The sequence below is a fragment of the Oleiphilus messinensis genome (genome assembly GCF_002162375.1).
Lineage (GTDB): Bacteria > Pseudomonadota > Gammaproteobacteria > Pseudomonadales > Oleiphilaceae > Oleiphilus > Oleiphilus messinensis.
Window position 1 is genome coordinate 3,160,196 of the sequence record NZ_CP021425.1, and the last position, 13,844, is coordinate 3,174,039.

The window sequence follows — 13,844 nt, forward strand, 5'->3', positions numbered from 1 at the left end:
CTGCGCCTAGGTACCTAGGTGCGTACAGAATGTTCAACCTTATTCGGTGCTTTCATGTAGTTTAAGAAAGGTCTTCACCACGAATTCGGCGTGTGCAGTCAGATTTTCTAGAGAGTTATCGATGGGAATGCCATAAAGCCCGCGCACCAGATCCAAACGCATCAACATACCGAGAAATACCTCTGCTGAGCGTATCGAATCTTCGCACTCAATTTCACCGGCTTGTGCAAGCGCAGTTAACCACTGACTGAGCCGTTCCACCGTTTTTTGGGGACCCTGGAGATAAAAGAACTGCAAATCCAGTTCAGTGCCATGCGCGGCGTTGAGTGCCCGCATAAATTGCAAATGCTTTGGGTCAACCAGGAAATTGAGAATAGCCAAGCTGAAATCAAGCAACGATTTGTTCGCATTTGGCTTTACCCCTGGGATGAGGGTGATCGTTTCTGCAAAGCTTTCCGCTTGCCGGCGCATGACGGCCGCTATTAATTCGTTGCGATTGCTGTGCCGGGAATAAAGCGTCACTTTTGACACACCTGCCAGCTTGGCCACCGCTTCCATTGTGACTGCGTGCGGACCCTCGCCAAACAGTAGTTCCCTTGCTGCTTCCAGGATAGCCTGGTCTTTATCCTTATCAATGGGTCGCCCAGGCTGGGCGACTTGCTTATCGGAGTCTAACATGTTATCTGTACGCTTTCGTTCATTAATTGTTGAGGTTTTACTCTTCATGCGTCTGGCTCTCTTTCTTACCTTGTCCGCAGCCCTGTATGGCTGTCAGGAATCCTCTCAGTTGGATACTGGGGTGAACAGACCGCATCCAGTATACACCGTGGCTTTGTCAGAGCATTCCCCGACCATGCCGCAAGGGTTTTCAGGCACTGTACAAGCGCGTACCGAAGTTCCGATAGCCTTTCAAGTAAGTGGCCGGATTTTGAAGCGGCATGTGGACGCCGGTCAATTCGTTGAAGCGGGCGAAACATTGTTTTCATTGGACGCAAAGGACTTTGAGCAAAACCTGGAGGCTGCCAAGGCCCAATTGGCAGTTGCTGAAGCTGAATTGATACACGCGGAAGCCAACCTAGCGCGGGACAGCCGCTTGATCGAGCAGAACAGTATCAGTCAGCGTATATTTGAAGCGTCCTTGTTGTCTAAACGTGCCGCGCAAGCGCAAAAAGAGGTTGCCCAGGCTAAGCTTCGGCAAGCCGAGATTGCTCTTCAACATACATCCCTAAAGGCTACAAGGCAAGGTATTCTGGCGGATGTCACGGGCATGCCAGGGCAAGTGGTAACGGCTGGACAACCCCTGGGGATGTTGGCCGATACCCGTGAGTTAGAGGTCGAAGTGTTTTTACCCCGGAGCGTTCTTCCGCCGACCGAAGCGCTGGCACATATCGATGATGTTCGTATACCACTAAAGCTGCGTGAAACCGCTGGCGCCGCTAATGAACACAGTAGAACCTGGCGCGTACGTTATCAGATTGAGTCCTCTGAAAGCGATTTAAAGTTGGGTATGTTGGTAAGGGTCAACGTGACGGTCGCTGATTCTCCTGTAAAGGTTTTTTCAGTACCGCTGGCGGCATTGGATGAGCGAGGCGAAGGTACCCGGGTCTGGAAAATCGTCGATCGGCAGGCGCAGCCTCAGGCCATTGTGGTGGTTGGGGTTACGCCTATCTCAGCTCAAATTCATGGGCAAGGCCTTAAGACTGGTGATCGAGTTATAGCCTTGGGTACTCATTTGCTCGTATCGGGGATGCCTGTTAAGGAGTATCCGCAATGAGCTTTCCTAACCTATCGGCGATTGCTGTACGTGAGAGGTCAGTCACACTTTATTTCCTGGTTTTGTCCATTTTCGTAGGCGTCTATGCCTTTGCCACCCTGGGGCGCGCGGAAGACCCTTCCATTACACTGCAAATGTTAGTGGTGTCCGCAGTTTGGCCTGGCGCCACGCCTGCAGAGATCGAACAGCAAGTGGTGCATCCAATTGAGAAAAACATTCAAAAAGTTGAGTATCTTGACGAAATCAAGACAACCGTTAAGGCTGGTCGGGCAGATATCCAGGTCCAGTTTCATAGTTATACGCCACAGGAAAAAATGCCGGAACTACAGTTTCAGGTTAGAAAGCGCATGTTGGATCTGTCTTCCCATCTGCCTGAAGGGGTTATAGGACCGATCGTCAATGATGACTTTTCCGATGTGTATTTCAGCCTTTTCAGCCTTTCTGCGCCCGGCCTTCCGATGCGAAAACTAACACGTTACGCCGAACGGCTCCGGGATGAATTACAACTCATTTCCGGTGCCCGCAAAGCCGATTTGATCGGAGAGCGCGAGGAGAGAGTCTATGTAGATTTAAACAATGTTGTTATGACTAACAGCGGTATCACATCCCAAGCCGTGTTCGACGCGATAAGAGCTTACAATACGTTGATCCCAGCCGGTCAGATCGACACGACTGGGCCACGCTTACGGTTTCGGCTCGATGCAGATCTGTCTGATCCTCGGCGCTTGGCACAAGTCCCTATCCGTACTGGTGAGCATATAATCCGACTGGGGGATATTGCAGCCATTACCCAAGGTTACGAGGAACCACCATCATATTTAGCTCGAGTCAATGGTGAAGATGCAATGCTTGTCGGCGTTGTCATGAACAAAGGTGAAAACGGGTTGGTGTTTGGTGAACGCCTTGATGCTTTTCTAAGAAAAACGCGAGCTGAGCTACCCTTGGGTATGGAACTGGTTCAAATCACCAATCAGGCGGATGCCATTAAAGCGGCAGTTAATCTGTTCCAGGTGAAGTTTCTGGTGGCCGTTATCGTGGTGATGGGGATTGGATTTTTAGCATTAGGACTGCGCGCCGGTCTTATTGTCGGCGTCGCGGTTCCGATTACCCTAGGGCTGACGTTTGTAGCGATGAAAGCCGCCGATGTCAATCTGGATCGCATTACCTTGGGAGCATTAATCATCGCGTTGGGTTTATTGGTTGATGATGCCATCATTGCGATCGAAATGATGTTGGTAAAACTGGAAGAAGGTTGGAGTAAAGTAAGTGCCGCCACTCATGCCTGGAATGCGACAGCCTCGCCCATGCTTTTTGGCACGCTGGTCACCATGTTCGGTTTTGTTCCGATTGGATTTGCCAAGTCTGGGGTAGGCGAATACGCCGGTAATATTTTTTGGGTTTTGGCTTTTTCGCTCATTATCAGTTGGTTGGTGGCCGTTACCTTCACCCCTTATTTGGGCGTAAAATTTTTGCGTGCACCCAAGCAGAAAGCCGACAACCATATGGACGATCATTACAAATCATCCCAGGTATACGAGCATCTACGGGCTTTGATTACGTGGTGCGTTCGCCATCGGCGAACCGTGGTCTTTATTACCTTTGCAATGTTGGTATTAGGCATCGCGGGCATGGCGGGGCCGGTGGAAAAACAGTTTTTCCCAGGCTCCGATCGGCCCGAAATATTGATTGATGTGAATCTACCGCCCGGTACATCGATCATCACAACTGATGCGACCGTCAAGCGCCTTGAGGAGCTATTGGATTCCATGGGTGGTATTGAAAACTATGCCAGTTATGTCGGTGGTGGCGCGCCACGCTTTTTCATCTCAGTCAATCCCGAGCATCCGGACTCTTCGTTTGCTAAAATTATCGTAACAGCGACGGGACCGGTCGAACGTGACCGAATTATTGGTGCATTAGAGCAACATGTTGCCAATGGCGCTTTTGCCGAGGCGCGTATTCGTATTAGGCGCCTGTTATTCGGGCCGCCAGTTGACTGGCCTGTCAGCTTCCGTATTGTCGGGCCAGACCCCGCAACCTTAAGGAAAGTGGCTCACCAGGTTAGGGAGGTTATGTCCCAAAACCCTCATGTTGTCAATCCGCACTTGGAGTGGGATCAGCGTGTACCGACGTTGAAACTTGAAATGGATGAGCAGCGGCTACGACTAATGGGATTGACACCAAACTCGGTTGCTCAACAAATACAATACCGACAAGAAGGCGTTCCTATCACTGAGGTCAGGCAAGACATTAGAACTGTCGATGTCTACGTTCGTGGCCAAGGCGCCAAACCAGCCCAAAATGAGCCTCCTATTTATGAACTCCGGAATGAAGAGGGTCAAAAGATACCGCTTGCGCATCTGGGTGAGGTGAAACTGGCTTACGAAGATGCCATGATTCGACGCCACAACCGGGAGCTATTTCTGGCGGTTCGAGGGGAAGTAAAGCATGCGCAACCACAAGATGTCACCAAAGCATTGTGGGCGGATCTGGAATCAATTCGTGTAGCGCTCCCTGATGGTTACAGGATTGATATAGCTGGTAGTCTGGAACGTTCACAAGAAGCAGAGGACTCTATAAATAAAGTTTTCCCGCTAATGATTGCCTTGATGGTAACTTGCGTGATGCTGCAAATGCGAAGTTTTACTGGTGTCTTGATAGTGCTGGCAACAGCCCCTTTAGGCGTCATTGGCGCCGTTTTGGCACTGCTGGTTTTCAAACAGCCTTTCGGATTTGTCGCCTTGCTTGGGCTGATCGGATTGGCGGGCATATTAATGCGCAATACTTTAATTCTAACCCAACAGGTCAGCGATAACCTTAATGACGGCATGCTGCTATCAGACGCGGTAGTCGAGGCAGCTGTCAGGCGCGCAAGACCGGTGGTGTTAACTGCTTTGGCTGCCGCGCTCGCGTTCATTCCTTTGACGACCGATATTTTCTGGGGGCCGATGGCGTACGTTTTGATTGGTGGCGTCGTTGTGGGCACCGCCATTACGCTTTTGTTCGTGCCCGCGCTTTATGCGTTGGCATTCCGGTTGGACAGTAGATAAGCGCGTATGCGAGGAGGTTCGTCGTCAAGGAGTCAAGGTCGAGAAGCGATCAAACAGTATCCTCCAGGTCGTGACCATGTCATCGCCCGGCGAACACTATGATTCAATCTTCATCAGCAACTATACGCTGATCAATGTGATTGACGAGCTTAAGCGCATACCAGGCGTCGGCAGCGCTTCCCTGTTCGGCGCCAAAGACTATGCCATGCGTGTCTGGCTGCGACCGGATATGCTCGCCGCATATCGGCTTACTCCCAGTGAAGTCGCCGAAGCAATTCGCAACCAGAATGCGCAGTTCGCCGCCGGTCAATTCGGCCAGGAACCCATGCCAGACAACCTGGCCTTTACCTACAGTGTTTCAACCCGCAGCCGGATGGTCCAGCCCAGCGAATTCGAAGACATCATCCTTCGCTCTAACGCTGAGGGGGGAGTCTTGCGACTCAAGGACGTGGCTCGTGTGGAGCTGGGTGCTCAGGACTATGCTTTCACCGCAACGGCCAATGGGGAACCGGCCGTGCCCATCGGGATCTATTTACAACCTGGTGCCAACGCCCTTGCAACAGCAGCCGCCGTCAGAGACAAAATGGAGGAGTTGGCGCAACGTTTTCCCGAGGGACTCAATTACGACGTCCCGTTCGACACCACCAAATTTGTAGAGGTTTCGATCAACGAAGTTATCAAGACCTTTGTTGAGGCCACTATGCTTGTCGTGCTGGTGGTTTTCCTGTTTCTCCAAAACATCCGTGCCACCATTATTCCAGTGCTGGCCATTCCTGTTTCGATTATCGGTACCTTTGCCGGCATGTATTTACTCGGCTTTTCGATCAACTTGCTGACCTTGTTCGGTCTGGTACTAGCCATTGGCATCGTGGTCGATGACGCCATCATTGTTATCGAGAACGTCGAACGTCACATGAGCGAAGAAGGATTGCCGCCCAGGGAGGCGGCTATCCAAGCCATGGAAGAAGTCTCCGGCCCGGTGATCGCCATTGTTTTCGTGCTCTCTTCGGTTTTCATCCCCGTTGCGTTTCTTGGTGGACTTACGGGGGAAATGTACAAGCAATTCGCAGTGACCATCGCAGTATCGGTAATACTTTCCGGTATTGTTGCGCTCACGCTGACGCCGGCATTGTGTGCGCTGCTGCTCAAGCCCACACATGGCGAACCTACCCTGCCTTTTCGCTGGTTCAATCGCGCCTTCACCGTCCTTACAGCAGGCTACGTTGGCGGTGTGCGCTTTATACTGCGTCGTATCGGACTGGGTTTGCTAGTGTTTACCGGCCTAATGGCTATCACATTCGATTTATTCGAACGCGTGCCCAGCAGTCTGGTACCTCCTGAAGATCAAGGCTATGTAGTCATGGTCTACCAGCTGCCGCCCGCAACGGCACTCAACCGTACCGAGCAAGTCACACGTCAGATGTCAGAAAAGCTTAGAGATGAGCCTACCGTTCACTCTACGGTGACTTTCGCCGGCTTTGATATTCTAAGTCGATCTCAAAAGTCTAATAGTGGCATGTCGTTTGTGCCGTTGAAAGATTGGTCTGAGCGTACCGAACCCGCGGAGGATGCCCGCCTGTTGGTAAGTCGATTTATGATGTTGGGTGGCGATATTCGCGAAGCGATGGTCTTTGCATTCAATCCACCGCCAATTACCGGCATCAGTACAACCGGCGGTTTCGAGGGTTATCTTCAGAGTCGTAGCGGCGAAAGCCTTGACGTGCTGTTTAGCACTGCCAGCCGACTAGTGGCCGAAGCGAACAAAAGACCCGAGTTGACACGCGTGCGCACTACCTTTTCCGTTAACACACCACAGTATTTCATCACCCTTGACCGGGAAAAGGCACGAGCACTGAAAGTGCCAATCGATCAAGTATTTGCAACTATGCAAAGCACCTTCGGTAGCCTTTACGTCAATGACTTTACCCTGTTTGGCCGTAACTACCGCGTCAATCTGCAATCGGAAGCTGATTTTAGACGCTCCCCCGAAGACTTGCGCCACGTTTTTGTCCAGTCTGAGAGCGGACATTTAGTGCCTTTGGATTCGCTTGTAACGGTGAAACGCATTATTGGCCCTGATATCGTGGAGCGTTTCAACATTTTTCCCGCGGCTAAAATCATGGGCGAACCGGCACCGGGTTACAGCTCCGGCCAGGCCCTTGCAGCGCTTGAGACTATCGCGGACGAGGTTCTCGGCGAAGATTATTCACTAGGCTGGGTCGGCTCGGCTTACCAGGAGAAGGTGGCTGCTGGTACTGCCGCTTTTGCATTTTTGTTCGGCATCGTCATGGTTTTTCTAATCCTGGCGGCGCAGTATGAACGCTGGTCGTTACCTCTGGTGGTCGTCACCGCAGTTCCATTTGCTGTATTCGGCGCTATCTTAGCAACCTGGTTGCGAGGATTGGACAATGATCTCTATTTCCAGATAGGTCTTATTACGCTAATCGGTCTATCCGCCAAAAACGCGATTCTGATCGTTGAATTTGCCATGCTCCATCGGCGCGAGGGGTTATCCCTTGTTGATGCGGCGATTGCAGCGGCGCGCCTGCGGTTTCGTCCGATCGTTATGACCTCTCTTGCCTTTACGCTTGGGGCCGTCCCTCTGGCCATCAGTTCCGGGGCAGGTTCGGCCAGCCGCCATGCCATCGGTACAGGCGTTATCGGTGGCATGCTGGCAGCCACGTTCATTGCGACATTCTTCATTCCGCTGTTTCTTTGCATGATTGGTCAATTCACTGATCGTCGGCGTGAAAAATCACTCTCCGCAACAACACCATACAAGGAACCCTCCGATGAGTAGACTCATTTTGCTGACAATAACCGGCTTGCTGATCGGCGGTTGTTCGTTCGCGCCCGAATATGAACAACCGCAGGTACCGCTGCCTGAACAGTGGAACGATCCCAGGCTGGATGATCACGAAACTCGAGCCGAACAATGGTGGCAGAGGTTTGGCGATCCGGCTCTCGCGAAGTTGGTGCAAGAATCCCTTGACGCTAACCTCGACCTTCAGATCGCAGCTGCTCGCGTCACCGAGGCTCGCGCGTTTCTCTTGGGTCAAGAAGCGGAACGTTACCCAATGCTGAGTATCGAAGGCAGCGGCACTCGTCAAGGGCCGAGCGAAGAAGCAGCGGGTTTTGGGCCCAATCAGGCTAAACCCTTTACAGACTTTCGAGTTGGCGGTCTACTGACCTATGAGTTTGATATTTGGGGACGACAGGCAAATGCCAGCGAGGCTGCACAATATAGGCTGCTGGCCAGCGCTGCTAATCACGAGACGGTGCGCCTGGCTATTATCTCAGAGGTGGCGACCGGCTATATCAATTTACTCGCGCTGAATCATCAGATAGATATAGCCGAAAACACCATAGCCACGCGACGTGAATCAGTTCAGTTGCAACGGGCCCGCTTTCAAGGTGGCGATATTGATGAGTTGGCACTGCGGCAGGCGGAAGCGGAGCTGGCGGCGGCACAGGCAGAGTTGCCCGCTTTACGTCTTCGACAAACCATTCAGATCCATGCAATTGCTGTTCTATTGGGAAAACCACCTCACGCAATGAAGCAAGATTCGCTTACAACTTACAGTTCAATCGAATCTCTCGAGGCACCTGCAACATTTCCTGCAGGGACACCTGCGGCGTTGATTGTGAGGAGGCCAGATATAAAAGCCGCTGAACAACTCTTAAAAGCGGCTAATGCCGAGATCGGTGTCGCCCGTTCTGCCTATTTGCCGACCATTTCATTTGCGGGGCTTATCGGTTTACAAAGCGCCCAAGTAGGTGATTTGTTTTCCAGTAATGCCGCAAATTGGCAGTTAGGAGGTTCCTTGCTTTCGCCACTGGTGGATTTCGGTCGCACCGAGGCACTTATCGCACAAGCCGAGTCACGACAACGTCAGGCCTATCTATCCTATGGGCGCGTTGTTCAAAATGCCTTTCGAGAAGTTTGGGATGCGTTAGAACAAGTCCAACGCACCGACGAGCGTTTACAATCAAAACATATTCAAGTCACTGCGCTAAAAAAATCGACTCATTTGGCGCGCGAACGCTTCGAAGGGGGATACTCAAGCTACTTGGAAGTGCTGGATGCCGAGAGAAACCTTTTTAACGCGGAGCTAGCCCTTGTCGAAATCAAGCGTGATCGATTGCTAGCGGCCATTAGTCTTTTTCGTGCCCTGGGTGGTGACTATTAATCGTCCCTGGGATGTAATTGGTTCACCCTTTGAACTTAATCAACAACCACAAGCCTCAACAATAAATGAATGGAATTTAAATGTGGCTGACGATCGGGCTGCATTGAATCGGCACTCGCTATGGAAAACATCAAACATATTCAGCTGTTATCCAGCACGGAAGTCGAAGAGCTATATGCTCGCCCTGAATTCAATGCCCATGAACAGTGCCTGTATTTTTCATTAAGCCCGGCAGAACTCGCCGCACTTGAGCAGTTTCGCAATACCCGGACCCGCATCCACTTTATTCTTCAATTGGGTTATTTCAAGGCCAAACAGCAGTTCTTCAACTTCTCATTCGACGAGGTCAGCAGCGATGTTCAGTATATCATTGCAACCTATTACAGCGATGCGGTTGCCACCCAGTTCAAAGGAAGCCTATCTCGAGGTCTCTCTACAGAAGCGGGGCCAGATTTCCCGCGATATAGCCTAATTGCCTGTTTTTATTGATATAGTTCTGAATGAAGAGTTAAAAGCTATATTCTCAGAAAAACGAAGAGCAAATTCTCAATGACTCAGCGGGTAACAGGGTTTTGTGGGAATCTGGCCCCGCTTTTGTAGAGATACCCATTTTTGCATCCGCCAAAAGAAAAAACAATAAAAACAACGCCATAGGAGCTGTTGGCGTACCCAAACCCGAGGAAGGCGACCATGACAGCCAATGAGCAATTCCTGACGAATCAGCAGCGCTATCAACCTTTAACATTACCCCAGCGATTTTCCGATGAAGAGATGGTACGTGACTGGACGCTGAGCCGCCGGGATGGCCAAATGGTCAACCGGTACCGCAAACAGTATCGCTTAGGTCTCGCCATTCAACTTTGCGCCATGCGCCTGTATGGTCGGTTTCTGAACCAGCTCAATGACCTCTCGCCCAGGGTCATCAGCTACCTGAGCAATCAGTTGGAATTGCCGCCCACGTTGACGGTGGCAGTACCCGAGCGGGAGGCCACCTTACTCGAGCACCGGAATAATATCCTTCAATATTTGGGTTTTAAGCGGTTCGACGAGAAGGCCGAAGCGGCGCTTGATCGCTGGATCGAAGAGCATGCCCGTCAGGGACTGTTGCCGGACGAACTCTTTCACCGGGCGGAACGGCATCTGTTGCTGAAACGCATTGTACTGCCTGGCCCCACCACGATAGAGCGGCAGATTATTCGTGTTTGTAATCAGGTCCATGCCCAGCTCTATGAGCAGGTCTTCGAACAGATGTCGCCGGAACTGCGCGCCGCGATCGATGATCTGTTGCAAACCGCCGGCGGCAATCAACGGACCTATTTCAACCAATTGAAGGAATATCCGCCGGGCGCCAAAATCTCATCGCTGAAACGCTATTTGGAACGTTACGAAAATCTAGTGGCCACCGGGATTAACGCGTTCGAAGAAAAGATCATTGATAATGCTTTTCTTCACTATTTGTACCGTTTGACCAAACGCTACAGCGCCCACGATATGAAGCGGTTCAAGGATCATAAACGCTATGCCTTGATGGTGTGTTTTCTATTGGAGTCGCGCAAACTGTTGCTGGATCACTTGGTCAAAATGCACGATCAGTACATGACGGAACTGTGCCGGCAGACCAAAAACAGCCACGACAAAAAGCACAAAGAATTTCGTAAACGGCAAAAGAAAGCGATCGACGCGGTACTCGATACGACTCATGTACTGTTGGAATGGCCGGATGAACAACCGCTCTATAAGCAAGATTTATGGCAACGCATCGACGAAAAGCAGTTGCGTGCATCCATTGACGATTTGTATATCTTTAAACGACTGGAAGAACGTGGGTACTGCGATTTATTGCTGACCCGTTATCCCAGCTTGCGTAAGTATTTTGCTGATTTTATCCGGTTGCCTTTTGACGTTGCGAAAGGATCGGGCGCCTTATTGCGGGCCATTCGACTGGTTCGTCAGTTGGACGCCGGCGAAATAAAGAGGCTGCCCGAGAATGCACCGATTGCGTTTATTCCACGCGAATTACGGCGCAGCTTGAAGGATTCATCCGGGAATATCAATCGCAATGTGTGGGAAATGGGGTTGGCATTGGCGATGAAAGACGCTTTGCGTTCCGGAGACCTGTATTTGCCGCAGAGCAAGCAGCACGTGTCCTTCTGGGATCTCACACTCAACGAACCGAACTGGGATGAAACCCGACACACGGTCTATACCGAACTCCAACAACCATTCCCGCACCAAATCCGCTCGGCCATCTCTTCTCAGTTCCACGAAGCCGTATCCGAAGCCCAAAAGCGTTTTGGTCTGGATAACTTTGCCGAAATACATAATGGCCGATTAAAATTGAAGCGCGACGACAAGCTGGATGTACCGGATAAAGTCTCTCAGCTACAAAAAGTCATCGACGCCCATATGCCAACCATCCGCATCGAGCAGCTGTTGATGGAAGTGGATCAAATGACCCATTACAGTCGCCATTTTGTGCCTATCCAACACCATCAATCGCGCCCGAAAGCGTTTTATAAGAGTCTGATTGCCGCCATTATCTCGCAAGCCACCAATTTAGGCGTGGTTTCCATGAGTGCCAGCGTCAAAGGGGTTACCGTGGATATGTTACGGCATATCCTGCAATACTATATCCGGGAAGAAACCTTGATTAACGCCAGCGCTGAAATCGTCAATCAACACCATCTACTGCCATTGAGCGCCATGCATGGCACCGGTACCTTATCTTCATCCGACGCCCAACGTTTTAAAATTCGCGCTGACAGCCTGTTAGCCTCTTACTATCCGCGCTATTACGGTTACTATGAGAAGGCCATCGGCATCTACACGCATGTATCCGATCAGTATTCGGTATTCAGTACCAAGGTGATTTCCTGTAGCCCACGGGAAGCCTTGTACGTGCTCGACGGGCTGCTGGAAAACAATACCATTCTTAAAATCCGGGAGCATACCACCGATACGCATGGCTACACTGAAATCGTCTTTGCCCTGTGCTATCTGCTCGGGTTCTACTTCATGCCCAGAATACGGGATCTGAAGGACCAACAGTTGTATCGGGTTGATAAGACCGCTGATTATGGTGACCTCAACCAGTTACTCACCAGAACGGCCGATTTGGCGATCATCGAGGAACAGTGGGAATACATGATGCGGGTGGCCATTTCGCTTAAGCAGAAAACTGCTCCGGCACATGTCATCGTGCAACGGTTAACCAATGGCTCGCCCTCGGATCGCCTGACCAAAGCGTTCACCCATCTTGGGCGTATCATCAAAACCGAATATATCTTGCGATACCTCACCGATCCGGAGCTGCGCCGTACCGTCCAGCGGCAACTGAATAAAGGCGAATACCGGCATAAGCTGCCACGCTGGATCTTCTTTGCTGACCAAGGCGAATTCACTACCGGTGACTACGAAGAAATCATGAACAAGGCCAGCAGCCTCAGTTTTGTATCCAACGCCATTTTGTATTGGAACACCATCAAAATAAACGACATTGTTGAGCAACTCAGGCAGCAGGGAGAAGCGATTGATGATGAGACCTTATCCCATATCTCCTTGTTGCCGTATAAACACGTGTTGCCCAACGGGACTTACTTTATCGAGGATGAGGGGAAGGAGTAGTTGTAGTTGGGCGCAAACCTACGGTTACGAGGTGGCCGTGGAAATCAAAACCGTAGGTTTTCGTTCAAATGCGCCCGCTGGTCCATTACCAGCAGCGTACTGCCGAAGACCGCCAGCAGGAGCGCGAACAATTCCGTTCAGTTAACCAGGGGCTGAACGATCAGATCCAGGATCTGCAACACCGGCTCGCCCAGGCTGAGTCGAGAGCGTCAGAGCTGTTTGACGCCAATGTGCAGTTACAACGACATGCCGATGAATTAAAACGGGCCAATGGGGCGCTAAATAGCGACGTGAAGGGAAAGATAGAAGATGTCCAGAACCTGAAACACGAGCTTGAAGAAGCCGTGGCAAAGTGCCGGGAATACCAGCATCAAAATGATCATTTGGCGCAAAACATGGCCGTGCTCACCACTCAGAAAGCTGATGTTGATAAGCAAGTGGCCGTCTTATCCCAAACACTGGAGACCACAAAAACCGAATTGAAAACCACCCAGGATAAAGCGGCGCTTCTGATCGACGAGAATAAAGTCATTCTTCAGGAAAAAGCCGTGATCCAAGGTCAATTTAAACAGCTCCAAAGTTCGCTGTAGCCGGATGGATGTATTTTGAGCGCCCGGCAGCTTAATGGTGGAATCGTCGTAGCTCATCAAATTTGTCGGTTCTTCCACTTGAAGCTTCTGTGCTTCTTCACATCAAGGATCTTTTGCCAATGAATCTGCTGTCAATTTTCACAATATTTGTAATTACTGCGGTTGCCGAAATTGTAGGTTGTTATCTGCCGTGGCTGGTACTGAAACAGAACAAGTCGGTATGGTTGTTAATTCCTGCTGCGCTTTCGCTGGCGTTATTTGCGTGGCTGTTGACGCTTCACCCAACGGCGGCAGGTCGCACTTATGCTGCCTATGCGGGCATATATCTGGGCGTTGCTCTCCTCTGGTTGCGTATTGTTGACGGAGTGGCGCTCACCCGTTGGGACATCGCGGGGGCTTTGGTCGCATTGGTAGGGGTTACCATCATCGTTATACAGCCAACGGCCGGTTAGGCAAGGCGCCATAATGTTGAATAATATCAGCCGCTTATGCTCAAAGTGGCTAAATCCAACGCTTTTACCGGCCGGACCTCTACTTAACACCGACCCTTTTGGGGGGCAAAGACAGCCTATGGTTCACCGAACAAATTTATACGCAATTCATCACGCGGTTTAAT

The 13,844-nt window shown here is 50.9% G+C and carries 9 protein-coding genes; 8 read left to right on the plus strand and 1 reads right to left on the minus strand.

All coding sequences use genetic code 11. The features are described 5' to 3' along the window. Window positions 1-39: 39 nt before the first annotated feature. Complete coding sequence (locus OLMES_RS13740; RefSeq protein WP_087461793.1) at window positions 40-726, minus strand: TetR/AcrR family transcriptional regulator; 687 nt, start codon at window positions 724-726, stop codon at window positions 40-42. On the opposite strand from OLMES_RS13740, the gene OLMES_RS13745 reads away from it, so the two are divergent. The 8 genes from OLMES_RS13745 (at window position 725) to OLMES_RS13780 (ending at window position 13,680) form a co-directional block, all read left to right on the plus strand. Next, on the plus strand, window positions 725-1,774 hold the full coding sequence (locus OLMES_RS13745) for an efflux RND transporter periplasmic adaptor subunit (RefSeq protein WP_157678301.1): 1,050 nt from the start codon (window positions 725-727) through the stop codon (window positions 1,772-1,774). The genes OLMES_RS13740 and OLMES_RS13745 overlap by 2 nt on opposite strands. Beyond that, complete coding sequence (locus tag OLMES_RS13750) at window positions 1,771-4,824, plus strand: efflux RND transporter permease subunit (RefSeq protein WP_087461795.1); 3,054 nt, start codon at window positions 1,771-1,773, stop codon at window positions 4,822-4,824. The genes OLMES_RS13745 and OLMES_RS13750 overlap by 4 nt, the downstream gene beginning before the upstream one ends. Next, window positions 4,793-7,624 carry an efflux RND transporter permease subunit gene (locus OLMES_RS13755; protein ID WP_087461796.1) on the plus strand — a complete coding sequence of 944 codons (2,832 nt, stop codon included), beginning with the start codon at window positions 4,793-4,795 and terminating at the stop codon, window positions 7,622-7,624. Before OLMES_RS13750 ends, OLMES_RS13755 begins: the two co-directional genes overlap by 32 nt. Beyond that, the gene (locus OLMES_RS13760; RefSeq protein ID WP_087461797.1) at window positions 7,617-9,014 is read left to right on the plus strand and encodes an efflux transporter outer membrane subunit; all 1,398 of its coding nucleotides are present in this window, start codon (window positions 7,617-7,619) and stop codon (window positions 9,012-9,014) included. The genes OLMES_RS13755 and OLMES_RS13760 overlap by 8 nt, the downstream gene beginning before the upstream one ends. A gap of 120 nt (window positions 9,015-9,134) precedes the next feature. Then, window positions 9,135-9,503 (plus strand): DUF4158 domain-containing protein, encoded by a 369-nt coding sequence (locus OLMES_RS13765; RefSeq protein ID WP_087461798.1) that lies wholly within the window; start codon window positions 9,135-9,137, stop codon window positions 9,501-9,503. Window positions 9,504-9,704: 201 nt separating this feature from the next. Continuing rightward, window positions 9,705-12,638 (plus strand): Tn3 family transposase, encoded by a 2,934-nt coding sequence (locus OLMES_RS13770; RefSeq protein WP_087461799.1) that lies wholly within the window; start codon window positions 9,705-9,707, stop codon window positions 12,636-12,638. 68 nt (window positions 12,639-12,706) lie between these two features. Further along, a complete protein-coding gene (locus OLMES_RS28310) occupies window positions 12,707-13,228 on the plus strand; it encodes a hypothetical protein (RefSeq protein WP_232465336.1) in 522 nt (173 codons plus the stop codon). A gap of 119 nt (window positions 13,229-13,347) precedes the next feature. Then, window positions 13,348-13,680 (plus strand): YnfA family protein, encoded by a 333-nt coding sequence (locus OLMES_RS13780; protein ID WP_040133149.1) that lies wholly within the window; start codon window positions 13,348-13,350, stop codon window positions 13,678-13,680. The last annotated feature ends 164 nt before the right edge of the window (window positions 13,681-13,844 follow it).